At 45.9% G+C, this 25,790-nt stretch carries 21 protein-coding genes; 8 read left to right on the top strand and 13 right to left on the bottom strand.

Annotated features, from left to right (window positions below; genetic code table 11):
* Positions 1-323: 323 nt before the first annotated feature.
* The 4 genes from leuB to leuC form a co-directional block, all read right to left on the bottom strand.
* Entirely contained in the window at positions 324-1,427 is a 1,104-nt protein-coding gene (gene leuB / locus AADH33_RS04815; protein ID WP_348549745.1) for a 3-isopropylmalate dehydrogenase, read from the bottom strand.
* A gap of 204 nt (positions 1,428-1,631) precedes the next feature.
* Positions 1,632-2,300 carry a hypothetical protein gene (locus AADH33_RS04810; protein WP_100749553.1) on the bottom strand — a complete coding sequence of 223 codons (669 nt, stop codon included), beginning with the start codon at positions 2,298-2,300 and terminating at the stop codon, positions 1,632-1,634.
* A 136-nt stretch (positions 2,301-2,436) separates the two neighbouring features.
* Entirely contained in the window at positions 2,437-3,087 is a 651-nt protein-coding gene (leuD, locus tag AADH33_RS04805; protein WP_100749554.1) for a 3-isopropylmalate dehydratase small subunit, read from the bottom strand.
* Between the two features lie 44 nt (positions 3,088-3,131).
* Positions 3,132-4,550 (bottom strand): 3-isopropylmalate dehydratase large subunit, encoded by a 1,419-nt coding sequence (gene leuC, locus AADH33_RS04800; protein ID WP_348549744.1) that lies wholly within the window; start codon positions 4,548-4,550, stop codon positions 3,132-3,134.
* A gap of 443 nt (positions 4,551-4,993) precedes the next feature.
* On the opposite strand from leuC, the gene AADH33_RS04795 reads away from it, so the two are divergent.
* Together AADH33_RS04795 and putP are read left to right on the top strand one after the other, a co-directional pair.
* Entirely contained in the window at positions 4,994-5,866 is an 873-nt protein-coding gene (locus AADH33_RS04795; protein WP_075101606.1) for a LysR family transcriptional regulator, read from the top strand.
* Positions 5,867-6,424: 558 nt separating this feature from the next.
* On the top strand, positions 6,425-7,924 hold the full coding sequence (putP, locus tag AADH33_RS04790; protein ID WP_348549743.1) for a sodium/proline symporter PutP: 1,500 nt from the start codon (positions 6,425-6,427) through the stop codon (positions 7,922-7,924).
* Positions 7,925-8,093: 169 nt separating this feature from the next.
* Here putP and AADH33_RS04785 read toward each other — a convergent pair whose 3' ends face one another.
* The 4 genes from AADH33_RS04785 to AADH33_RS04770 form a co-directional block, all read right to left on the bottom strand.
* On the bottom strand, positions 8,094-9,680 hold the full coding sequence (locus tag AADH33_RS04785; protein ID WP_348549742.1) for a hypothetical protein: 1,587 nt from the start codon (positions 9,678-9,680) through the stop codon (positions 8,094-8,096).
* Positions 9,681-10,362: 682 nt separating this feature from the next.
* On the bottom strand, positions 10,363-11,814 hold the full coding sequence (locus AADH33_RS04780) for a hypothetical protein (RefSeq protein ID WP_348549741.1): 1,452 nt from the start codon (positions 11,812-11,814) through the stop codon (positions 10,363-10,365).
* Positions 11,815-12,016: 202 nt separating this feature from the next.
* Positions 12,017-13,093 carry an RNA-guided endonuclease InsQ/TnpB family protein gene (locus AADH33_RS04775; protein WP_348549740.1) on the bottom strand — a complete coding sequence of 359 codons (1,077 nt, stop codon included), beginning with the start codon at positions 13,091-13,093 and terminating at the stop codon, positions 12,017-12,019.
* Between the two features lie 175 nt (positions 13,094-13,268).
* Positions 13,269-13,526 (bottom strand): SlyX family protein, encoded by a 258-nt coding sequence (locus AADH33_RS04770; RefSeq protein WP_348549739.1) that lies wholly within the window; start codon positions 13,524-13,526, stop codon positions 13,269-13,271.
* Positions 13,527-13,766: 240 nt separating this feature from the next.
* On the opposite strand from AADH33_RS04770, the gene AADH33_RS04765 reads away from it, so the two are divergent.
* From AADH33_RS04765 to AADH33_RS04740, 6 genes are all read left to right on the top strand, one after another.
* Positions 13,767-15,707 carry an ATP-binding cassette domain-containing protein gene (locus AADH33_RS04765; RefSeq protein ID WP_348549738.1) on the top strand — a complete coding sequence of 647 codons (1,941 nt, stop codon included), beginning with the start codon at positions 13,767-13,769 and terminating at the stop codon, positions 15,705-15,707.
* Between the two features lie 469 nt (positions 15,708-16,176).
* Positions 16,177-16,761, top strand: a complete 585-nt coding sequence (gene petA, locus AADH33_RS04760; RefSeq protein ID WP_075101614.1) for a ubiquinol-cytochrome c reductase iron-sulfur subunit — start codon at positions 16,177-16,179, stop codon at positions 16,759-16,761.
* A 22-nt stretch (positions 16,762-16,783) separates the two neighbouring features.
* Positions 16,784-17,989 carry a cytochrome b gene (locus AADH33_RS04755; protein WP_172953106.1) on the top strand — a complete coding sequence of 402 codons (1,206 nt, stop codon included), beginning with the start codon at positions 16,784-16,786 and terminating at the stop codon, positions 17,987-17,989.
* Entirely contained in the window at positions 17,989-18,705 is a 717-nt protein-coding gene (locus AADH33_RS04750; protein WP_207968845.1) for a cytochrome c1, read from the top strand. The genes AADH33_RS04755 and AADH33_RS04750 overlap by 1 nt, the downstream gene beginning before the upstream one ends.
* A gap of 254 nt (positions 18,706-18,959) precedes the next feature.
* Positions 18,960-19,574 (top strand): glutathione S-transferase N-terminal domain-containing protein, encoded by a 615-nt coding sequence (locus AADH33_RS04745; protein WP_348549737.1) that lies wholly within the window; start codon positions 18,960-18,962, stop codon positions 19,572-19,574.
* Between the two features lie 190 nt (positions 19,575-19,764).
* Entirely contained in the window at positions 19,765-20,190 is a 426-nt protein-coding gene (locus AADH33_RS04740) for a ClpXP protease specificity-enhancing factor (protein ID WP_317053670.1), read from the top strand.
* Positions 20,191-20,346: 156 nt separating this feature from the next.
* Here the strand turns inward: AADH33_RS04740 and dcd are convergent, their stop codons facing one another.
* The 5 genes from dcd to mgtE form a co-directional block, all read right to left on the bottom strand.
* The gene (gene dcd, locus AADH33_RS04735) at positions 20,347-20,922 is read right to left on the bottom strand and encodes a dCTP deaminase (protein ID WP_075101619.1); all 576 of its coding nucleotides are present in this window, start codon (positions 20,920-20,922) and stop codon (positions 20,347-20,349) included.
* A gap of 258 nt (positions 20,923-21,180) precedes the next feature.
* Positions 21,181-22,302, bottom strand: a complete 1,122-nt coding sequence (locus AADH33_RS04730) for a DUF2804 domain-containing protein (RefSeq protein WP_348549736.1) — start codon at positions 22,300-22,302, stop codon at positions 21,181-21,183.
* Between the two features lie 23 nt (positions 22,303-22,325).
* Entirely contained in the window at positions 22,326-22,754 is a 429-nt protein-coding gene (locus AADH33_RS04725; RefSeq protein ID WP_348549735.1) for a hypothetical protein, read from the bottom strand.
* Positions 22,755-22,836: 82 nt separating this feature from the next.
* Positions 22,837-24,069, bottom strand: coding sequence for an iron-sulfur cluster carrier protein ApbC (gene apbC / locus AADH33_RS04720; RefSeq protein WP_075101724.1), 1,233 nt, complete (start codon positions 24,067-24,069; stop codon positions 22,837-22,839).
* A 195-nt stretch (positions 24,070-24,264) separates the two neighbouring features.
* Entirely contained in the window at positions 24,265-25,617 is a 1,353-nt protein-coding gene (gene mgtE, locus AADH33_RS04715) for a magnesium transporter (protein ID WP_348549951.1), read from the bottom strand.
* Positions 25,618-25,790: the final 173 nt, after the last annotated feature.

Here is a 25,790-nt window from a genome sequence, read left to right as displayed (position 1 = left end):
TCGTTTTTTTATCAGTTGTATACGTGAAATATGGTGCCATATCGGTCTGTGAGCATATAACACCTTTATGTTAATAAGACTGGCCTTCTGCACAAGCTGTGTTAACAAAAGTACTTTTTTGCGGATAACAGGTTGGTTATGTTACCCAGCGCAGCCAAACTAATGTAAGACAAGTATAAAAAAACCCATAAACTGCATAGCAATTTATGGGTGCTAAATTTATAAAATATGACGATTTAACAGTCAAAAAACGAGCAGTCAGACGTTAAATGAGTCGTCAAACTTTGTATATGGCTTTTTATAGGCCGCGATATCGCAGAGCCTTATACCAATTTTGCCAAAACGGCTTGTCCCATTTGCTGACAGCCAACTTGAGTCAATCCAGCTTCACTAGGATCTAAAATATCGAGCGTACGAAGTCCATCATCCAGCACGTCGCTGACTGCTTGTTCAATGGCTTGGGCGGCCGCTTCTTGCTTAAAGGTGTAGCGCAGCATCATGGCAACAGATAATATCGTCGCTAATGGGTTGGCCTTGTCTTGCCCTGCGATATCCGGTGCCGAGCCATGACAAGGCTCGTACATACCCTTTCCTGACACATCAAGACTGGCTGATGGCAACATACCAATAGACCCTGTCAGCATCGCAGCTTCGTCAGATAAGATGTCACCAAACATATTGCCCGTCACCATGACGTCAAACTGTTTTGGGTCTTTGATTAGCTGCATGCACGCATTATCAGCATACATATGTGATAACGCCACATCACCATACTCAGCCTGCTGCATATCAATCATCGTCTGCTTCCACAGCTCAGTGACCTCTAAGACATTGGCCTTATCCACTGAGCAGACTTTGGCAGCACTACCTGTCGCGGCTGCCCGCGTTTTTGCCAACTCAAATGCCACCTTGCCGATACGCTGAATTTCGCTTGTGCTATATACCATGGTGTTATAGCCTTGCTGCTCACCATTATCTAGCGTACGAATACCGCGCGGCTCTCCAAAATAGATACCGCCTGTCAGCTCACGCACGATTAGCAGGTCGAGACCTGAGATGATTTCAGGCTTGATACTCGAGGCATTGGCCAACTGAGGATAGAGCTTTGCCACACGTAGATTGGCAAACAAGCCAAGCTCACCGCGAATCTTCAGAAGACCACGCTCAGGACGCTTGCTGCGCTCGATACCATCCCATTTTGGACCACCGACCGCGCCTAGCAATACTGCATCGGCGGCACGGGCACGAGCCAAGGTCTCATCTGGTAAAGGCTCGCCAGTCGCATCGATGGCGACGCCGCCGATCAGCCCAGATTCGAGGGTCAAATTTAACGCAAACTTGTCATTGACGGCATTTAATATATCAATGGCTTGAGTCATAATCTCAGGGCCGATGCCATCGCCCGCTAGTGTCAAAATCGTTGCCATACTGATCCTTTTTCATAGGTTTTTATTGAATAATACTGCGATGGATTTTTGCTAAAACATACCAAAATATACGCCTTCGCTACAGCGTGTTTCGCGGCTTTTAAGGCGTGTCTTTATCTCAAAAACTGCGTTAAACATGAGACAAACGACAGTGAAGCAGGCTATCTAGCACAAATAGATGACATCGACGTATTAACCAGATTTTTATATACGGGTTTCTACAAACTCACCTCGATGCTTGCTATCTAACTGCTTACAAAACCGGCGCTGTACGGTACTACCCTGTAGCAGCTCAATGCATAAAGGCTCGGGCGACGCGGTCTCTAGCAAGCTGCCTGACTTATTACTAGGTTTTTTTTGATAAGCACGTAACTGATAAGTCCCTGCCTGAGTAAAATCATGAATCATGGCAAAACGCTCAACATAGCCCACGTTATTTTCTGGATAGAAATTGACGTGAATTTCGCGCTTGGCTGGCATGACTCTGGCATAGTAATTGGTCAATCCTGGCATTGCAGAGGCGGATAGCGGCACTATCTTGATCGACTTTTTATTGGCAAGCGGCATCATCTCTGCACTGGTTGGGGTCTTTTTTGTGCCCTCTGCAAGCGTCGTCACCATGGCTGGATTTACCGGCTCGTGACTGTCAGGAGCGATGACGAGTGTTTTGTCTATCTGCACGATTTCGCAGTGATAGGTTCCAACACACGCGATACTTACCTCGCCTGCGACTGGCTGAATATGGCCTGCCCATACTTTGGCATCTTCGGCTTCATCAATTTTTTGATAACCGGTTAATAGCTGGCAGCCTGACATTAAAAAACTGGCAGCAATCACTGTACTGGTCCACAAAGCATAACGTGTTTTATTCATAATGGCGGCTACTGTTTATAATAAGGAAGATAAAAACAACACAACGACCCCCTTATTTTAGCCAGTTCACCGCCATAACTCAACGCTGCATTACTATTGTTCAGCACGTTGCCCACCACGGTTAAGAGGCACTTTTTTATGCTTGTACGTCATTAAACACCCACGGTGTTTTTTGCTTCATTTTGTCCTCATACGCTTTGATGGCGTCGCCTTGCTGCAAAGTCAGTCCGATGTCATCAAGACCATTTAACAAGCAATGCTTACGAAACTCATCGACCTCAAAAGCGTACTCTTCACCGCTTGGAGTGATGACAACTTGACGCTCAAGATCGGCGGTGAGCTCATAGCCTTCATTGGCCATGGTCGCTTTCATCAATTCATCGACAATCTCTTCGTCTAAGACGATGGGCAACATACCGTTTTTAAAACAGTTATTATAAAAAATATCGGCAAAGCTTGGCGCAATAATCGTACGAAAGCCATATTCTGACAGTGCCCAAGGCGCATGCTCACGGCTTGAGCCACAGCCAAAGTTTCTGCGTGCCAGCAAAATGGTAGCACCTTGATAGCGGGGCTGATTTAAGACAAAATCAGGGTTGATCGGGCGTTTACTATTATCTTGCCCCGGAAACCCTTCGTCCAAATAACGCCAGTCATCAAATAGATTGACGCCAAAACCAGTACGTTTAATGGACTTTAAAAACTGCTTGGCGATAATCTGGTCGGTATCGACGTTTGCGCGATCAAGTGGGCAAACGATACCCGTTTGGGTGTTATAAGCTTGCATAGTTTTTCCTATCAATTCAATGAGGGAGTTATGGATGAACGGTCTTAAAACGTACGCACGTCCACAAAGTGACCCGCCAATGCTGCTGCTGCTGCCATCGCGGGGCTGACCAAATGCGTACGACCACCATTGCCTTGACGGCCTTCAAAGTTACGGTTAGAGGTTGAGGCACAATGCTCTCCAGGCTCTAGCTTATCGGCATTCATCGCAAGGCACATCGAACAGCCAGGCTCACGCCACTCAAAACCCGCCTCCGTAAAGACGGTATCCAAGCCTTCTGATTCTGCCTGCTGCTTGACCTGCCCTGAGCCCGCCACCACAATCGCCTCCTTGATATTGTCAGCGACTTTGCGGCCTTTGATGACCGCAGCAGCATCACGCAAGTCTTCGATACGCGAGTTGGTGCATGAGCCAATAAAAATACGATCAAGCTGGATATCGGTAATCTTTTGACCTGCAGTTAGGCCCATATAGGTGTATGCGCGTAGCCAGCCTTCTTGCTGCGCCTCATCGATAGCTTCGTCAGGTGTCGGGACAGACTGAGTGACATCGACGACCATTTCAGGTGACGTGCCCCAAGACACCTGCGGCGCAATCTCACTACCATCAATCTCAATCACGCTATCAAATACGGCATCATCATCTGAGTATAACGTACGCCAATAAGCTTCGGCTTGCTCCCACTGCTCCTCGGTTGGCGCATAAGGACGACCTTTGACATAGTCAATCGTCGTATCATCGACCGCCACCATACCAACGCGTGCGCCCGCCTCAATCGCCATATTACAGACGGTCATGCGCCCCTCCATGCTCATGTCTTCGAACACTTGCCCTGCAAATTCAATGGCGTATCCTGTGCCGCCTGCCGTACCGATTTTGGCTATAATCGCTAACACCACATCTTTTGGCGTCACGCCAGCGCCAAGCTTACCAGTGACTCGGATTTGCATATTTTTTGATTTCTTTTGAATCAAACACTGAGTGGCTAGTACATGCTCAACCTCAGAGGTACCGATGCCATGAGCGAGGCAACCTAGCGCGCCATGAGTGGCGGTATGTGAATCACCGCAGACCACTGTCATACCGGGCAGCACCAAGCCCTGCTCAGGACCGACCACGTGCAAAATACCTTGACGCGCATCATTGATGGTAAACTCAGCAATATCGAACTTGCTACAGTTTTCATCCAACGTCAGTACTTGTAAGCGCGATACTTTGTCTTTGATACCCGACACGCCCTCTAAGCGCTCTTTGGTCACTGTTGGGACGTTATGATCTGGGCTTGCGATATTTGCAGACAGACGCCACGGTGTGCGATTGGCCAGCTCTAAGCCTTCAAACGCCTGTGGACTTGTCACTTCGTGCAGCAAATGGCGATCGATATAAATCAGGCTCGAGCCATCATCACGCTTGGTGACTTCGTGAGCGTTCCAAAGTTTGTCATATAACGTTTGACCGGCCATATTGCTATCCTTTATTGATTGCTAATTACTAATTGCTCAGTTTTTCACTGACCCACTATTTTCACTTGCTTACTATTTTCACTTGCTTACTATTTTCACTTGCTTACTATTTTTATCTGCTTGCTATCGGTAAGCAAAAATAAGGTCTAGTCTAGGTAGTATGTTGGTATATCTTATCTCTACGCCAACGCTTTGTCAGGTCGGCATACTTATCTAGTATTTATTGCTAAAAACTGCGCTTAAAACAAGCGTTATACGAAAAAATACCGCCGTTTATGCAATAAATATGTGACAATACGTCTCGATGTCTTGTGATTATAGCAGGCTAATCCTATAATAATAATTGATGATTTTTACATAGACACAAACTTTTATTTCTAATACATTGTGATTGGGTCAGCCAACTTTTATTTATAGCTTACAAAGTAGCTAAGGACATCCGTTTGAACACCACAAATTTGACGACATTCGTTACCGTTATGCACACTGGCAGCATCTCAGGCGCAGCCGAAAAGCTGTTTATCACTCAGCCTGCAGTCAGTAAACGTATCAAAAATTTGGAAGATGAGTTTAACATCACTTTGTTCGATACTGTCGGACGCGGTATCGTACCCACGCAAGCGGCGACCGAAATGCTGCCGCATGCCAAACGCTGGCTTGAAGATTATGAAAACTTCAAGATAAACCTGCAGCACTCTCAGCATATTGTCTCAGGTAAGCTGATTATCGGTACCAGCCACCATATTGGCCTACACCATTTAGCACCTGTTCTCAAACACTTTATCCAAGCGTATCCTGCCGTCCAGCTAGAAGTGCATTTTGTCGATTCAGAGGCGGCACACAAAGCAGTATTAGACGGCGACTTGTCACTGGCGTTTGTCACTTTGCCACCTGTCTACGACAAGCGGCTAACCTACCATACGCTTTGGTCTGACCCTTTATACTTTATGACAGGTACTTTGTCACCATTGGCGACCAAATCCAATGTGACGCTCGAGCAGTTGGCTCGCTATCCTGCGATTTTGCCCTCTGCCAATACCTTTACCAGTCAGATTACACTAGCTGAGTTCGCCAAGCATAACCTCAAGCCTTATGCGACCATGAGCACTAACCCACTAGAGTCTATTCGCATGCTGGTCTCTGTCGGTCTTGGCTGGTCGGTACTGCCGCAGACCATGATCAGTCAAGACTTGGAGCGTATCGATATGGCGGACAATATTGAGCTACAGCGCTATTTGGGCGTGGTCATCAATCCAAAACTGACTCAATCTAGCAGTGTGACGGCGCTATTGGATTTATTATCTCCTATCGATTAATAAAGTGATTCATACTATATAGCATCAGTCAAGGCGCATAATTCTTGTGCCTTGCTACTAGCAGGCACGCCATTCGCATTTGTAGTAGTCATACGTTATAATACGCTTGACGTTGTTTTTATAACAAAAATTTACCATATGAACACTGATAGTCATATATTGAACACTTCGAGTAATATATGATAGGTGGCAGTAGGTTTAATGGTTTTAAATGATTGGTTATATTGGCGATTAATATAGGTATATAACCATAGGTATACAACTGGCAAATGCGATAAAGCGAAGCATCGACTTTTTGATTTGCTCCTTATTGACTATACCATGTGCTATTTATGAGCGGATGACTGGGTCGATAATTGCAGTGTCATGATCTATATACCTTCGCCCTAGAACAACGCCAATCATATAAAACTAACAGCAGATATTGAATCAAAGCCATTATGTCCTACTTAATGGCTTTTTTCGTCTTTAGATATTGTTTTGGACAGCGTCTTGTAATACTTACTCTTTATAGTTAAAAATAATTACCGCCAACGCAGTTGGTTAAGGACAATTTATATGAACGGAGTTTCTAGTGGCGTGCTGATATCGCTCGGCGCCTATTTTTTAGTGATGATTGGGATTGGCATTTATGCTTACTTTAAGCAGGCCAATGACACAGAAGGCTATATGCTCGGTGGTCGTAATCTCGGCCCAGCAGTAACGGCACTCTCAGCGGGTGCGTCAGACATGTCAGGCTGGTTATTGCTTGGATTGCCAGGCGCTATGTATGCCGATGGTGTGGTCAGTGCTTGGATTGCCATCGGTCTGACATTGGGTGCTTTTTTAAACTATATCATCGTGGCACCGCGTCTTCGGGTTTATACCGAAGTTGCTGACAACGCCATCACCCTTCCTGATTACTTTGCCAATCGCTTTGAAGACAAATCGCACATGCTGCGCGTCATCTCTGCCATCGTTATCATCCTCTTCTTCACAGTTTATACCGCAGCCAGCCTCGTCGGTGGTGGTAAACTGTTTGAAAGCTCATTAAATCTATCTTATAGCACAGGCCTATGGGTCACCGCTGGTGTGGTCGTCATTTATACCTTGTTTGGTGGTTTCCTTGCCGTATCGATGACTGACTTTGTACAGGGTGTCATCATGCTGTTTGCCATGGTGATCGTCCCTATCGTTGCCTTGACAGATTTGGGCGGCGTGTCAGCCACGACTGATGCCATCAGAACCATCGATCCTAGTATGCTTGATATCACAAGTGGTATGACAGCACTTGGTATCATCTCGCTACTTGCATGGGGCTTAGGCTATTTTGGTCAACCGCATATCATCGTGCGCTTCATGGCGATTCGCTCAGTGCGAGATGTTCCGACAGCGCGCAACATCGGTATGAGCTGGATGATCATCAGCTTGATCGGTGCTTGTGTGACGGGTATCGCTGGTCGCGCTTACGTACAAAAAACCGCGATGACCCTAGATGATCCTGAGACCATCTTTTTGGTATTCACGCAATTCTTATTCCATCCATTGGTTTCAGGCTTCTTGTTAGCCGCCATCTTGGCAGCGATCATGAGTACCATCTCATCTCAGCTATTGGTGGTCTCAAGCTCATTGACAAAAGATGTGTATAAGCTGTTTTTTGATAAAGAAGCACCAGAGGCGCGTCAAGTACTGGTCGGCCGTATTTCTGTGATTGTCGTGGCTCTCGTGGCTATCTTATTAGCGTCGAACCCAGACAGCTCAGTACTGAACCTTGTATCTAACGCTTGGGCAGGATTTGGCGCAGCATTTGGCCCGCTCGTTATCTTTAGCCTCACCTGGCGCGGTATGAACCGTAACGGCGCTGTCGCCGGTATGGTCGTCGGTGCCTTGACAGTCATCCTATGGGTCTATGGTCCATTTGAGATGAATGGTGTGGCGTTGAATAGCTGGTTATACGCCATTGTCCCAGGCTTTATTTTAAGTACTATTGCTATCTTTGCAGTGAGTATCATGACTGGCGGTCCAAGACCTTCGGTATCTGCCAAATATAAAGAGATGGAGCTTAACTTAAATAAATAAGTCAGATATGCTACTCATAGTATCTTAATGACCGGCCTCGCTACCTTGATCGTAGCGGGGTTTTTTATTGGCTAAGCCTGTCTTTATCTCAAATCAGACACATAAAAAAAGCGACCCATCAACGGATCGCTTCTTCTTCATACTTATCAATATGTATTAGGCTGGAAGCTTACTTATCTTGATAAGACAGTTTGACTCCTAATACATACCCATCATTATCTTCAAAATCAGAGACTATAGTACTATCTGGCAATGAACCTTCAGCATCACCGAACCATAGATATTTACCACCAGCGGAGACTGCCCAGTTTTCAGTGACATTATATTTCGCACCCAGACCTACACTATAGTAGCCTTCAATAGGACCTAAAGAAGACACTGGATTACCAGCACCACTATCCCAGCCCACTGTGCCTGAAACCGCTAGTTTTGGAGCAAGACGCTTGCCTAACCCTAGCTCTACTTGCCATTGATCTTTATCATAATCAACCAAGGGTAAGTTCGATGCTTGAGTATATGCAGGTGGTCTAATTGCAAAGTCACCCCACGGTACCCAGCGCACTTTGGCAGTAGCCAAGGTTGTTGGATTCACACCTGTCTGAAGATCTAAGTTCACAGATTTAGGAGTGGTTACCTCAAAGTCGTTTGTACTATTAGGGTCTTTCCCTTGTATTGCGAGCGCCGGAAAGTATTCGGCGGCATTTAATGTATGGTCTATCTCAGAGCGGTACGTCAAAGCCGCCTTTAAAGCAATCTCAGGCTTACTATAAGAAATACCAGCCAACCAACCATAGTCCTGATCGGGGCTTATGTGTGCAGTATATCCAGCAGCTCCTTTATAAGCGTTACCTCTTAGCTTAACATCTGCTTCTAAACGCTGAGCAACAGGCCCACCATATATTTGAAACTGGTTCTGAGCACCAAACTTCATACCACCGATAAGTGATAGCGTATGAGAACGTACTTCTACATTGGTTGCCTCATCAATACTTAATAAGTTGGCGACTGCATCACGGGTGGCTTCACTTTGCGCTAGATCTTCTTTGTTACCATCCAACAGATTTTGTGCAAGTTGATTTGTCTCATCCGACAAGCCTGGTGCTATTTGGTTAAGAATTCCTTCAGTTTGAGCAATATTCTCTCGAGTACCCTCAATTAAATTATTATAATTTTCAAGGGTTGGCGCATCATTTAATGACTCAAAGCCTGTAACTGCATTAGCTAGAGCGCCATTTGCCAGTTCTAAAACTGCTTTGTTTTGACCTAATACTTGCTGTTGCGCTGGTGGCAGATTGGGGTTTGCTAAAGCTGCATCAATACCTGCTATTTGTGTATTAATTTGATCAATTTTATCTTGAGTTCTTCCAACAGCAGTTTGTGCAACTGTTTGAATAGCTCCAGCACCAGTTACATCTGCTACTCCAGTGAAGTTATTATCACCTTCATACTTTGCGGCTGCACCAAAAGGCTCATCATACAATACACCCACACTGAATCTATCGCCTATATCTGTCTTAACACCATAGCGAAAGAAGTCATAGGATTCAGCAATATCACCACTTTTATTGCCATCATTATCAACACCAGTAACATCAGCATCGATATAGGTATAGACAGTCTCTGCATAAGTACCATCTTGCAAGAATGCAGTGATGTCTTGACCAGAACGGTCGAGGCCAGCAGCTTGCGTCAACGAAGCAGCCGATAGCGTAATCAGAGCGAGGGTAAGTTTAGAGATAGGAAAATTTTGAGACACTTAGATATCCTCCATGAATAAAATAACTGGCAAGTAGCTCGGAGACTATACAGACTAGTGACCTGTACTAGTAACGTCAGCCGATGCTATGCAATCCTTTGCCAAACGACTTAACTGTCGAAAGTAACGAAGACTTATGCAACCTCACTTTCGTTGTTATCAGACATTACCGCTATGTAAGACAACGTAACTGATTTCAGTATCATAATTAAACTTCTATACTATAGCAATACTCTTTTAGAGATTTTACAAAGATAGATTTATGTTAATAGAATATTCACCACTGTTCTATTGAGCCAATAATGTGGCATTTTTTACCTCACAAACGCTTTCTTGTCGTCTATATACCACCTTATATAATGCACTATATCTCATTGATTATAATAGATATATTTTATAAAATTTTTTTTGTAAAAAAGCAGGCCGTTTTAGGCCACCATTTTTATAAAGAACAGCACAGTAAAGTATTAAAACAATCGTTCACTGACTGATAAGTATTAACTAGCTATTTGACATTTTGATTAAGCAGAAATCTCACCTATGGTCGACTCTAAATAAAAGAATCATATGTTTATTCACCAGCAAGGCTGACCATACTGTTTGTTTTTGCCAAAAAAAAGCGACCCATAATGGATCGCTTTTTTAGCATTTATCTCAATTTAAAACTAAACTGATTTAGTGCTTATTTTGCTTGATAAGACAACTTCACACCCAGCGCAAAACCGTCGTTGTCTTCAAACTTGCTGACGACTTGCTTGGTTGGAATTTGACCATCAGCATCGCCGAACCGTAGGTATTTACCACCTGCAGACACTGCCCAGTTTTCTGTGATGTCGTATTTACCACCTAGACCGACACTATAATAGCCTTCAATTGGGCCTAGTGAAGTGACAGGGTTGCCAGCGCCACTGTCCCAACCAACGGTACCACTAACGGCAAACTTTGGTGCTAGACGTTTAGCAAGACCTAACTCAACCTGCCACTGGTCTTCATCATAACTCACTAAAGGCAAACCGATATCATCTTGAGTTAGGTTTTTACTGACAGCATTATAGACGGGTGGAACGATTGCAAAATCACTCCATGGTACCCAGCGTACTTTTGCCGTAGCTAGTGTCGTTGGATTGACACCAGTCTGAAAGTCAAAGTTCACAGATTTTGGTGTAGTAATATCAATATTACCACCCTGGCTTATTCCTGCTACTGGGTATTGTTCGTCTATAGGAAGCGCGTGGTCAATTTCTGAACGGTAGGTCAATGCAGCTTTTAAAGCAATTTCAGGTTTGCTGTAAGCAACACCTGCCAACCAACCAATATCCTTATCAGAGGTTATATGAGCGGTATAACCATTTGCCAAACCATAAGCCAGTCCTCTTAGTTTGACATCAGCTTGTACTTGCTGAGCAACGGGGCCACCATAGATTTGAAACTCTTTGTTAGTACCGAATTTAGCACCTAAAATCGCTGTAAGGCTTTCAGTACGCACTTCAACATTTGTACCCTCGCCTTTACTATCTAGCTCAGACTTAACTGCATTTAAGGGAGCACCAAGTTTCTCAGCTGTAGCTTTAGAAGCTAATGCCTTTTTTTCTGAATCCTTCGCTAGAGCAGCTAATCTACCCGCTTCTGCAAGGTCACCTCTCTGCTGAGCTTGCCCTGCTTGCTGAGCAAAATTTTGCGCTTTGGTAGCTTCTTCTACCGCATTATTACGAGCACTACTAAAGTCTGAGTTTAAATCTTCAAAAGACGTATATTTGCCTTGTGTTAAATATTTCGCAGAGTTGTTTACATCACCTTGTGCTACAAAGTCATTGTCGCCAAGATAATCAGCGGCAGCACCAAATGGCTCGTCATATAAGATACCGATACTAAAGGTGTCATTGATATCTGCTTTTACACCATAACGGAAAAAGTCATAGTCTTCTGCGATGTCATCAATTTTGTTGCCTGATGAATCCTTACCACTCACATCGGCATCGATATAAGTATAAACGGTTTCGGCATAGGTACCATCTTGTAAGAATGCGGTGATGTCTTGACCTGAACGATCAAGACCAGCAGCACTAGCAACGCTAGCGACAGATAGAGCAGCAACAGCTACTGTGAGAGTTTTTAAATGAAAAGTTGCGCGCATTGTATATCTCCAAACATCCGCATTGTTTCACTACTTAACCCGACTTTTATGAGTAAGTAGCATCCGAGGGTGAAGATAGTAAAGATTTTGGCACACGAAAACAACTACAAAAACACATTATTTCTTGTTTATGACTGAACAGTATCTTCATCTAATAATGTGCATTTGACTTCCTCCCCTCCCTAAAGTGAGGAGATTCCTACTAAAGACGGTCAAGCCCGACCGCAAGAATGTTTTTTGCTCCATTAACATCTCTGTTATGGATCGTTTTACAAGAACGACAAAACCACTCTCTTATACCAAGACCTGATCTACCTTTCGGACTGTCTTGGCGAGAGCCGCAACACGAGCAGGTTTGGGTGCTGTACGCTTCATTGACTTCGATATAGTGACAACCTGCGTTCGCGCATTTGTAGTCCAGTTGCCGCTTTATTTCAAACCAACCAGCATCATAGACGGATTTGGCCAGTTTGCTTGAAGTGAATGATGTTGATTTAATTTTACCAACAACGATTAGGCTGTTGGCTTTAACAAGCTTTGATGTGAATTTATGGATCAGATCTTGACGGGTATTTTTAATCTTGGCGTGAATCGCCTTAACCCGCTTTTTGTTTTTAGCTCTTTGGGCAATGGCCAGTTTTTCAGCATATTGATGGGTGACTTTGATTTGTAGCTGATCACCCTCACTACTGACTGCTGAATCCTTGCAGCCTAGATCAATACCAACTTGGCCATCACCGCAGTTGGTTTTTGGAAATTCTTTAACGGTGACACAGGCGTACCAGTGACCACGATTGTCTTGCACTAATTCGCACGTATTGATGTTGTAGAGCGAGAGATTATAGCTATCCCACACATCAATGGTCAGCTTTTTACCCTTAGCAAGGCTTAGCTGAATGGTAGATTTAAGGCTTGTCTTGCCTGATTGACGAGTTGATAGGTGTTTTACGGCTGTCTTTTTAAAAGGAATCCAGCCCAAGCTTCTTCTCTTGGCCTTTGGGTTGTTGGTGCGCCAGTTGAGTTTGGCTTTTTTAAACTGTTTTCGGCTTTTGGAGTGAACCTCACTAATCGCTTGCAGGGTTTGGCTGTGCAAGTTTAAATACTCGCCACTACCTTTGGTATAAGTAGCCAAGTCATAGGCTGAAAAGAATTTGCCTGTGCGCTGTAAATGTTTAAAACTTAGCTCATTGACGTAATTCCAGACAAAGTTAACCGCCCCAGCTAAGATATTGAGCTGAGTGGCGTGTTTGTCTTTGATGCGTAGCTTGAGCGTTTTCATGGATTAATTATGATCTCAATGTATTTGGGTATCAAGGGGTTCGCCATACTGGGCGACAATGGCTGACGCCTGATGCCTGATATCCACGCCCTAGAAGAATGTAGATATCAGGCGCTGGTTGATAAAACAATCAAACAAAAAATATCCAGTCCTGCATCAGATATTGGTTTAGAAATCAATAATGTGGCGGTCTATCTGCCATCACATCAAATGGTGCAATACCCACTTCAGTAGCTTGACTGTCTATTTGCTTATAAATGAGCTGTAACTGACGCTGCAATGTATGAATATCCTTATCTTGTCGCGTAATGACGTCATTTAACCTTTCGACAGTGACCTCAAGATGCGCTAGGCTCATTTGTAAATCGATTACTTGGGCTTGCAAGTCATCTTGCATACCAAACCTGTCCTCTTTATCTTTGAATTGATTCATGTTGTTCTCTAAATAATGGTAAATAGAAGGTCAAATAGACTCGGCGGCAGCATATTTGCAGCAGCGTCAATAATAACCAGTCACCCTTGATGACAGGCATTAAATCGCAGCCACTATGCAAAGTAATAAATAGTGTTGATAAAACCACTTACGCGCACTACAGTGATGCGGTGGCATGTTATACTGCTGGCAATTTTGCAACAACCCCTACCTCACTATTATATAAGCTTAAGATACTCTATGGCACTGATACATCTAAAAGACATTCACTTAGCCTTTGGCGTCGCTCCCATTCTCGATGGTATTGATTTTTCCATCAATGCAGGCGAGCGTGTGTGCTTAATCGGCCGCAATGGCGAAGGTAAATCTACTTTATTTAAACTGATCAATGGCTCGCTGCAGCCAGATAGTGGTGAGATTATCACCAATAGTAGCATGCGCGTTGCGATGCTCGAGCAAGACGTCCCCGAGTCGAGCGGACGCATACTTGATATCGTCATGGGCGGTAGCCGCCGCACAGCTGAGCTGCTGATCAATTATAATAAGCAAGTGGAGATGTGCGCCAATGGCGACATGGACGCTTGCGAGCACATGGCGACCTTGCAGCATGATATCGACGCCGTCCATGGCTGGGACTTAGAGCGCGATGCCACCCGTCTAATCACCACCATGGGGCTTGACCCAGAGGACGACCTCTCCTCGCTATCTGGAGGCCGTAAGCGCCGCGTTTTGCTCGCGCGTGCGCTGGTCACCAAACCTGACGTATTGTTATTAGATGAGCCAACCAACCATTTAGACGTTGATAGTATTGAGTGGTTAGAGCGCTTCTTGCTTGATTGGCAAGGTCTAACTCTACTGTTTGTCACCCACGATAGAGCATTCGTTGATAAGCTTGCGACTCGTATTGTAGAGCTTGACCGTGGCCAATTGACCAGCTATGACGTCACCCAAGGTGCCAAAGGCTACGCTCGTTATCAAGAGCTAAAAGAGCAGCAGCTACTTGCTGAGGAAAAAAACAATGCCAATTTTGATAAAAAACTGGCACAAGAAGAAGTGTGGATACGTCAAGGCATTAAGGCCCGTCGTACCCGTAACGAAGGCCGCGTACGCGAGCTAAAGGCTCTGCGCGAAGAGCGAAAAAGCCGCCGCGAGCAAGTCGGCAATGTCAACATCACCATGGGTGAAGGCGAAAAAAGCGGCAAGCTGGTCTGTAAAGTCAAAAACCTACATCTTGAATATGACGGCAATGTACTCGTCAATGACTTTAGCACCATGGTCATGCGCGGTGATAAAATTGGGATTATCGGCCCTAACGGCGCAGGCAAAACCACGTTAATCAAAGCCCTACTAGGTATGTCGGATGACGAGGTTACCAAGACCGGTAGCGTCACACTTGGTACCAATTTACAAATTGCCTTTTTTGATCAGCTGCGCGATCAGCTCGACCTTGAGGCAAGCGTCGCACAAAACGTCTCAGAGGGCTCGGACTTTGTCGAAGTGGGCGGCCGAAAAACCCATATCATGAGCTATTTGCAAGACTTCTTATTTGCGCCAGAGCGCGCACGGACACCTGTCAAGGCCTTATCAGGTGGTGAGCGCAACCGCGTATTACTTGCCAAGCAATTATTAAAACCTGCCAACATATTAGTCCTTGATGAGCCGACCAACGATTTGGATATGGCCACCCTTGAGCTATTAGAAGAGTCGGTCAGCAGCTTTAACGGTACCATCTTGCTGATCAGTCATGACCGCTCATTTATGGACAATGTGGTCACTTCCACTTGGGTATTTGACACGGATGAAAATAGCAATGGCATCGTCAAAGAGTATGTCGGCGGTTATCAAGAGTACTTGATACAAAAAAACCGCGAGGAAGCCGCGCGCGCCGCAAAAGCACCCGTTAGCAATACTAAAACGTCAAAATCAGCCAATAAAGCTGACGCTGGAAAGCCAAATAAAGCCGCCAAAAAGCTCAACTTCAATGAGCAGCGCGAGCTAGATAGCTTACCCAAAGAAATCGCGGCGCTAGAAGCCGAACAAAAAACGCTAGAAGACAAGCTGGCTGATGGCTCATGGTTTACCACCGACTTTGATGCCGCGACGGCCGCCAGTGAGCGCTTGTTGGTCATCGAAGAGGAGATGATGAGCAAGCTTGAACGCTGGAGTGAGCTTGAAGGCTAATCGCCTAGAGACGCGTTTAGGATAATAAAAAATCACCGCTTTTGTCGCTAAAGTGGTGATTTTTGATTGACAATGAGAGACATAACGCTTAAGTACTGAAAGTTAGTGAACATTGCCTGAATTTCAAGTATCATTCGCTATTGCTGAATATCCTTATTAATTATAAGGTCATCACGTGACCATCGTTTGCAAAACCTTTGAAGCGCCTTTGCGCCCTTTATCGAAACAAAACGGATGTTAGACGTTGATAATCCAGCTTTTTTGTATGGGTTACCCTGTTCAACCTTATACTGTGTTCTCTCAAGGTTGCTTTATTTTTAACGCAATAATTTATTTTATCACCGAAATAGCTTAGAATAGCAACAATTAGCAAAATTAGGCACAGCTAAAGTGGCTTGATATTGTATATTTTCTAAGCCACAAACCCAGTGTGGGATAATCCCATTTCATTCACCTGGAGGAAGTATTAATGAGCCAAGCCGAAGGCGTTAACGTACAACGCCGTAGAGTTCTTATTGCCTCAACTGCCGCAATTGGTGCAGCTGGGGTAGCTGCTGTGGCAACACCTTTTGTCCGCTCTTGGTACCCAAGCGCCAAAGCTGAGGCTGCAGGGGCTGCAGTCACCCAAGATATCAGCTCTATTGAAGCGGGACAGATGATTGTCGTCAAATATCGCGGTAAACCGATCTTTGTGGTAAAACGTACCGAAGACATGTTGAGCACGCTTGAGTCAGTTAAGCCATTACTATCTGACCCTAATTCAGAAGCATCGCTACAACCAGAGTATTGCCAAAACCCAGAGCGTTCTTTGACACCAGAGGTCTTGGTGGTCGAAGGCGTGTGTACGCATTTAGGCTGTGCACCGAACTACCGCCCTGATGTGGGCGCAACCGATTTGGGTGGTAACGACTGGTACGGCGGCTTTTTTTGCCCCTGTCACGGATCAAAATATGACTTAGCAGGCCGTGTCTATAGTGGCGTTCCTGCACCGCTGAATTTACCTGTTCCAGAATATAGCATGGACGGTACCATCTTGACGGTTGGGGAGGCTTAATATGAGTATGGGTAAAAAGTTAATGCATTGGGTGGACGCGCGTTTCCCAGCGACTGAAACCTATGAATACCACATGTCAAAGTACTATGCACCAAAGAACTTTAACTTTTGGTACTTCTTTGGCGTATTGTCAATGATCGTATTGGTCAACCAGTTGGTGACCGGTATTTGGCTGACGATGATGTACAACCCTAGTGCCGAGGGCGCATTTGCGTCTGTAGAATACATCATGCGTGATGTCAAAGGCGGTTGGCTCATCCGTTATATGCACTCGACTGGCGCTTCAGCGTTCTTTGTCGTGGTGTATTTGCATATGTTTAGAGCACTGCTCTACGGCTCATATCAAAAACCTCGTGAGCTTATTTGGCTCATCGGCATGGGCATCTATTTGGCTCTTATGGCCGAAGGTTTCTTTGGATACCTACTCCCTTGGGGCAACATGTCATTTTGGGGTGCTCAGGTTATCTTAAACCTTCCTGCGGCGCTGCCAGTGATTGGTGACGGTCTTGCTGAATGGGTACGTGGTGACTATATCATATCAGGTATCACTCTAAACCGCTTCTTTGCGCTACACGTTGTTGCTATTCCATTGGTCCTTGTGGGCTTGGTCTTTATGCACATTGTTGCATTGCACCATGTGGGCTCTAACAACCCTGATGGTATCGATATTAAGAAGCTAAAAGATAAAAACGGCGTACCATTAGACGGCATCGAATTCCATCCATACTACACTGTGCATGATATGGTGGGTATCGTGGTATTCTTTATCTGTTTCTTTGCGGTGGTGTTCTTCTTCCCTGAAGGCGGCGGCTTCTTCCTTGAGCCACCTAACTTTGAAGCGGCGAACTCTCTAAAAACACCAGAGCATATCGCGCCAGTCTGGTACTACACACCGTTCTATGCCATCTTACGTGCAGTTCCAAGTAAGCTGGGCGGGGTCATCGCCATGGGTGCAGCCATTGCTGTACTATTCTTGATACCATGGCTCGACAGATCACCTGTACGCTCAATACGCTACAAAGGTATCTTGTCTAAGATTGCACTAACTGTCTTTGCTATTAGCTTTGTAGTACTAGGCTACTTGGGTGCAACACCTGCGACGCCAACCGCGACGATTATGTCACGTATATTCACCATTCTGTATTTCTTGTTCTTCTTGTTGATGCCGTTTTACACTGCAATCGAGAAGTGTAAACAGCCACCAGAACGCGTTACCGGAGGTCACTAATGAGCACGCTAATCAAATCCCTAGCTGGTCTAGGCTTAGGCGCGGCATTGAGTTTGACTGCTGGTAGTGCGCTGGCAGCAGGCGGCGGCGGATGTGGTACTTTTACCAATGCCGACGGCGTGGTAGAATCTTTGGCTTGTAGTGAAGCCCCCATTGACTTTACCAATAAAGGCTCGCTACAAAACGGTGCAAAAATATTTATGAACTACTGTGCTGGTTGTCACTCTGCACAGTACGTTCGTCATTCGCGCATCGCCAAAGACTTGGATATTCCACCTGAGCTGGTCGAAAAATACCTAATGGTCACCACCGATCAAATCGGTGACCATATCACAGCGGAGATTGACCCTGATGTTCAAGCCGCATGGTTTGGGGCGGCGCCACCAGACTTATCGCTTGAAACCAGACTACGCGGTGATGACTGGGTTTATACTTATCTATTGTCATTTTATGAAGATCCAAGCCGTCCTTGGGGCTCAAATAACTTAGTACTGGCAAACGCAGCCATGCCGCACGTATTGCATAACATGCAAGAAGAGCTTAGTGCTGAAGAGTTTGAATCTGAAGTTGGTGACTTGGTCAACTTTATGGCGTGGATGGCAGAGCCTGTCCGTCATGACCGTCAAGTGATTGGCTTCTTTGTGATTTTATTCTTGTTAGTATTACTGATCCCAGTTTACTTACTCAATAAAGAGTTCTGGAAAGACGTAAAGTAATAGAATCATAAACATAGCTTATCGCTATAAAAACTTGGTCACAATAGACACAAAAAGGCACTACTTTGGTAGTGCCTTTTTTCATTTTGCCGCACCGTATTTTGTACGTGTTACTATAGGGTGGACAATAGAGACTGACAATAGAACAAACACCTATCCATACGTCATCCACCCATCGTGTTTACGTACGCTGGCTTGATAATCGGCTCTACTTTGTTTACGATGACACCCTTTACTATGAACATTAGGCTTTCATGATTGATGCAAACGACATTCCAAGTAGTCAGCTAATCTTATATGCTGATGACGGCTACGACAGTCATGTGGTGCGCCTATTACTTGAAGAAAAAAAGCTCGATTATTACTTGTCACGTTTGCACTCTGAGCGCCCCGAGGACTTGACTGAGCTAAACCCCTATCATACCCTGCCTGTGTTGCAGCAGCGTGATATTGCCCTTTATGAAATCAACGTGATTTTTGAATACTTAGAAGAGCGCTACCATACCAATAAGCTGCTCCCTGAAGCCCCGCAAGAGCGCGCACAGTTTCGCCAATTGGCATGGCGCATCCAGCATGATTGGCTGGTGCTCGGCAGGCAACTACTGACACATCCTGATAGTTTTCATAAAGCAAAAGCTGTCATTGCCAAAAAACAGCTCAGTGATTCTTTGATCACGCTTGCGCCTTTGTTTGCGCATAAGCCTTATTTTATGGCAGATGATTTTGGCTGGTGTGACGTGTTGTTAGCGCCTTTACTGTGGCGACTAGAAGACATGGACATAGCGCTACCGCGCACGATCAGTCGGCCTTTATTGGACTACCAGCAGCGTATCTTTGAGCGCGAGAGCTTCCAAAGAAGTGTGCGCTAATTAGACAACGCTCGATGTCTGTCTTAAAATAAAAAGTGTAAAAAGAATAAAAACCAAACAGACAGTGACAACGCAAAAATCGGTCCCACCATACTTGTCTGTTGCAAACAATGTATTATTTAAAATAGTAGACTGTTGTCATAGATGACCGTTTATCTCATAACCCATATTTAGTATAGGAAATCATTAGATGAGCGATACCACTTCTCTCACCCCAACTCGCCCTTATATGGTACGCGCCCTTTATCAATGGATAGAAGACAATGCGCTGACGCCCTATCTGATGGTCGATGCGACGGCCAAAAACGTCCAGGTACCAACCGAACATGTGCAAGATGGCCGTATTGTGCTCAATATTGCCAGCCGTGCGACAGGCAACATGCGTATGGACAATGACTATATCCAGTTCAGCGCTCGTTTTGGCGGCGTCTCACAAGAGATTTGGGTGCCATTGACGGCGGTGATGGGTATTTATGCCAAAGAAAACTCGCAAGGCATGTTTTTTGATCCAAACGAGTATGATAATTATGAGCCAGAAGAGCAGCACACGACGCCAAAGGCTGACAAGCCCAAACCCAAACGCGATAACAAGGCGGGTCTAAAAGTCTTAAAGTAACAGAAATCTCCAACACCTTGGTCTTTAGCCCACAAAAAAGCCAGTCATGGTTCATATGACTGGCTTTTCGCTTATTTAACACTCTATAACTTTACTCTATAAGGCTAAAAACCTAAACTAGTGCCAAACAGCGATAATTAAGCAGCTGCCTGCTGACTACGTTCTTGGTAGCGTGACACCGCGTTGGCCTTGGTACTTGCCGCCGCGGTCTTTGTAGCTGGTTTCACAAACATCATCGCTATCGCTTTGGAAAAACAGCATCTGTGCGACCCCTTCACCCGCATAAATACGCGCAGGTAAATTGGTGGTATTACTAAACTCAAGCGTCACGTGCCCTTCCCACTCAGGCTCAAGTGGTGTGACGTTGACGATGATGCCGCAGCGTGCGTAAGTAGACTTGCCAAGACAAATAGTCAGGACATCGCGCGGTATGCGGAAGTACTCAACGGTACGCGCCAGCGCAAATGAGTTGGGCGGAATGATGCACTCATCACCAACGATATCGATAAAGCTTTTATCATCGAAGTTTTTGGGATCGACCACCACAGAGTGTACATTGGTAAAAACTTTAAACTCAGGGGCACAGCGTACATCGTATCCGTAGCTTGATGTGCCGTAGCTGACCAAACGCTCGCCTGCATCGTTGAAACGTACTTGACCCGCCTCAAATGGCTCAATCATGCCATGTTCTTCAGCCATTTTGCGAATCCAGCGGTCAGATTTGATAGACATTTTTGTTCCTTAGAAAATAGTAATATAGGGATTGGGCGCTGACGATAGCGCATCAATGACCCAGAGGCTGTTATGATTACCACCCTCTAAGAGACACGCTTCGTATATTGGTAGCGGTGATTATACGGAATTGAGCGCTGAATTTATAGAGCTGTCACTATTTATCATGCAAACCATTTAACAGCCAAACTGCTTGACAACCAAAAATTCAACATCCGAGTCAACCGAGTAACTTTATAAAAATCAGGCATATCTAGGCTACCATTTGGCAAAATGGTCTTCTGCCAATCCTATGACATGATCGAGTCTGATGACGGTATCGCCCAGCCGTATCTCACCACTATACCAGCCAAGCCACTGCTCAAAAATACTGGCCAGCACGCCAAGATTATCGGTTTTTTGATAGACAGTCATGGGCGTAAAGGTCAAATCAATATCGACATTGCTCCAGCCAAGGTTTTGATGATAAACACGCCAAGTACTTGGCACAACTGCCTGCAAGTCCTTACGTACAAACATCACAGGCGGTAGATAATGTATCTGCCCATCTAGCCAGCAGGCATTTTCGCTCATACCCGTTTCATTGACACCCATCGATAAGTTTAATAAAAAATGGCGACCATCGGGCAAATAATGATTGATACATGTCCAAAACCAATTGGTCTCGCGGCGCATATAGCCCAGCGTCCAATCTAGATTGGCAATTGCAGACGTATCAAAGTCTATTTGCTTGGTTTGGCTGCCAGCCGTAACCGCAGCGATATTAAGTATTGACGCTTCTTTGATACGCATGTGTCCCATGATTGCTGTCAGTGGCTCTTTTTGCGTGTATGTCCAGCCGCGCCTGCCCGTTGGGGTACAGATCGCAAGTGGCTGCGCTTGCCGCTGTAGCGTCGCATCAAGCGTAATGTGTTTACTATCCAATGCTACTGCGATTTGTGAAGGCGTAAAATCCAACGTTACGGTCAGCTTATTATGGGTAAATGCCATTCGCCCTTGATAGCAATCACCTATTAGCTGCGTCTGCCGCGTCAAAGGCTGCAAAGCTTCACAAACCTCTAGCTCATCAGCCTCATCGTTATAAAGGTAAACAAAGGCGCTGGTGGCAAGCTTGATGGTCGCCAGTGCCAAACAGATGCGATAAGGCGGCTGGATAATTTGGATAAAGCAAAATTGATTGGCTTTGAGATCTTTTCGCCAGTTTGGCAACGTCTTTTGCGAGATCAGATGACTGTGGTAGTCAAGATAATTGATACTTTTGACTTGCGTAAACACCCCAAAAGTGGGCTGTCCCTCTTGGATAAGCTGTTCAATAACTGGTCTTGCACTCACAGATGAGTGCAGCTGATTTTGTGCGTTGGGGCTGGGGTTTTGGTTCATGTTTACGGCATCCTAGCCAAATTTTATCGTGAGACTACCCGTCCTTGGTAGCCAACGGTGGTGCTTATGACGCTTCTTTTTGCTTGTCTTGCAGACACCCAAATGGCTTCTCTTATCACCTTAATCTCTATATCGGTCAAACCATCTGTCAGCGTTTGTGTCACATCGGTAACGGCTATCGCGCTCGTCCACAAAAAGTGACGAGGAAACTTTTTTAATAACTCAGCCAACACTGCTGAAAACTTATTGAAGTCGGCGATCACCATGCGGCGATTGCTAAATTCGGCGTTGATTTGATACCGTTTGCTACTACCATCTTTGTTATAGCAAACGGCAATTATTTGATTGTTTGAAAGCTCGATCACATATATCGGCGGGCGCAACAGTTTCAATAACACATACTGCTTGGGAATATCGTCCAAATAATGCCGATAAATCGATACGCTCACCATACTTCCTTGTTGTAAACCACGTTCTTTATGGAAAAGTACGCTTAGGTTATCTTGCTATTATTCGAGTAGCGCGCGAAACTTATCAAAAAATCCGCTTATCATCGACTGGTTTGGCAAATTTTGCAATGTTGGCTTCGATGTTTTTGGCAATGCTCAAATAATAAGAGGCAAACTCATCGTCAGCCAAAACGCTTGGCACCCCTTTGTCCACTTGGGCGCGGATACCACTGGCAAGTGGCAGCTGGCCTAGTAGCGGCACCTGATACTGCTCTGCGATAAACTCGCCGCCGCCGCTGCCAAAGATGGCCTCGGTATGGTTGCAGTTACTACAAGTATGCAAGGCCATGTTTTCCACCACACCCAGTACAGGGATATTGGTTTTATGAAACATCTCAACGCCCTTTTGCGCATCCATCAAGGCCACATGCTGCGGTGTTGTCACAATCACCGCCCCTGTGACAGGAATACGCTGCGCCAATGTCAGCTGAATATCACCTGTACCTGGTGGCATATCAATCACCAAATAGTCCAATTGGGGCCAGTTGGTTTGATTGTATAGCTGCATCAGGGCGCCCGTGGCCTTAGGGCCGCGCCACGCGACAGGAGTGTTGTCACTATCGAGCAAGCTACCTATCGATAGCATGGCCATACTGTGCGCCTCGACAGGCACAAACTGCTCGTTTTCTAGCTCAGGCTTGATGTCCGCCACACCCAGCATCGTTGGCATACTGGGGCCGTATATATCGGCATCTAGCACGCCCACACGGTTGCCAAGCTTTTGTAATGCCAAAGCAATATTGACTGTCGTCGTTGATTTGCCGACGCCGCCTTTGCCTGAGGCCACCACAATGATATGACGAATACGTGGGTGCGCTGCCAGCGATGCTTGGGTCGGCGCAGCCTTAGTAATCGGCGGCTCGCTGCTTGTCGGTTCTTGGTCTGCTTGGGTAGCAGGTTTGGCGTGAGTGGCCATGGCATCTGTCGTCTTTGGCATCGATTTGGGCGGCGCTTTGGGCAAGCTTGCACCGGCGCCTTTAGCATCGGCTGGTAGGCGTACATTCATATGAATGGTTCTGATACCATGCGGATGCAGCAGTTGCCCCAGCTCCTGTTGTATCTGTTCAGGGTTACTGTCTTTGGGTAAGCGCAAATCTAAGGTGAGCACTTGCCCGTCGCGCTCAAGCCCCGTCACCATCGTGGCGATGCTAACGGTGCCGACTTCATAGCCGAGCAAGACTTTATCGACCGCGCTATCACGCTCGGCGCGCTGCTGCGGTGTTTCGGCTTTGGGTTTTTTTTTCATAAAATTAAACATGGCTATCATGACTACCTATTTTGCAAGTGGGCCGGTAGGACAACTCGAGCAATACCGTCGTCGCGCTGGTCAATAATACATCATCAGCTTTTTGTCTACCCTTATTATCCGACAGTGTAGCTCAATTGACGCTATAAAAAAACCACAATGCCAGTGGGAACACGCGCGCCGACGATACCTATGGCAAAAACCAAATCAACCAATCGCCAAAAACTTCGAGGCGATAAATAAATAGATCAGCACCCCCGACGCATCACACACTGAAGTGATCAAAGGCGCACTGGCGGCGGCAGGGTCAAAGCCTAATTTGTTCAGCACAAATGGTAAGCTCATGCCGATCACACAACCAATCATCACCACCGACATCATGCTAAGCGCCAGCACCAGCGACACCACGGCATCACCGCGAATATAACCGATGATAGAGATCGCCACCGCCATAGTCGCACCGAGCATCAATGCCACCAAAGCCTCCCGACCAAGCAAGGAAAACCAATCGCGCATCACCACATCGCCCGTGGCCAGCGCCCGTACCATCAAGGTTGCAGACTGCGAGCCGGCGTTACCACCACTATCGACCAATAGCGGCAAAAAAAACACCAGCACTAAATTGGCGGCAATCACCTCTTCAAAATTTGCAATACTCAAACCAGATAGCAAGTTGCCAAACACCAAAAATACCAGCCAAAACACCCGTTTGCGGTAGAGCATACGGATACTGACATCTTTTAGCTTACCGACCATGGTCGAGACACCACCCGACTTATGAAAATCGTCGGTGGCTTCATCATTGACCACATCGATCGCATCATCATGAGTGACGATCCCAACCAGAGCGCCACTGTCATCGGTAATGGGCAAGGCGATCAAATCATAACGCGCGATGGTTTTGGCGACGTCCTCTTGGTCATCATGGACATTACACGACACCACACTACTCATCATCAGATCGGCGATACGCTGCTCAGGCGATGCCAAAATCAATACACGTAAGGACACCACGCCCAACAGCTTGCGCGCCGCATCGATGACATAAGCATGATAAATGGTCTCAGCATCCGGCGCCTCTAAGCGTAGCGCGGCCAATGCCTCAGCGACACTCATCTGAGCGCTTAAGGTCGCATAATCTGAGGTCATCAGCGCCCCAGCGGTACGCTCTTCATAGGCGGAGAGTCTGCGAATATCTTCGCGCTCTGCCTGTGCCAACGCTGGCAGCAGGGCATCACGCTGCGCTTGATTGAGACGCTTATATAAATCGGTACGCTCATCAGCGGGCATCTCGCCGACAATCTTTGCTAGGCTTGCCCGCGGGAACACCTGCGCCATGGCAACCTGAATATCAGGCGCTAAGTAGGCAAACACTGTCGCACGATTGGGCAGACGCTGTAGTAATGGCCACGCAAGCGTAGGCGTCATTAATGCCAGTACGTCAGCGCTATCGATAGGTCGCAGGTCTTGCAACTGCTGTACCGACTCATCAAGTTGCTGCTGTGCGACAGCGTCGCTTAACTTGGCTGCAAACGTTTCTGCAAAATCTTTCTCATTCATCATTGTCACTCCGTGCAGCGCGAAGTCAGGCAACAGGCGCTCATAAAAAAGAGCCAATACAATTGGCTCAAGTCAACATAAAATCAAATCCTAATGGATTGGTCTTTTATTAGCAAGCTGATGATGGTCAAACGCCTCAAATAGCCAGCAAATCACAATCACGGTCAGTGTTG

Source organism: Psychrobacter sp. KFRI-CH2-11, from assembly GCF_038239325.1.
Lineage (GTDB): Bacteria > Pseudomonadota > Gammaproteobacteria > Pseudomonadales > Moraxellaceae > Psychrobacter > Psychrobacter celer.
The sequence above is the reverse complement of the archived record's forward strand: the minus strand, read 5'-3'. Positions and strand labels throughout refer to the sequence as shown.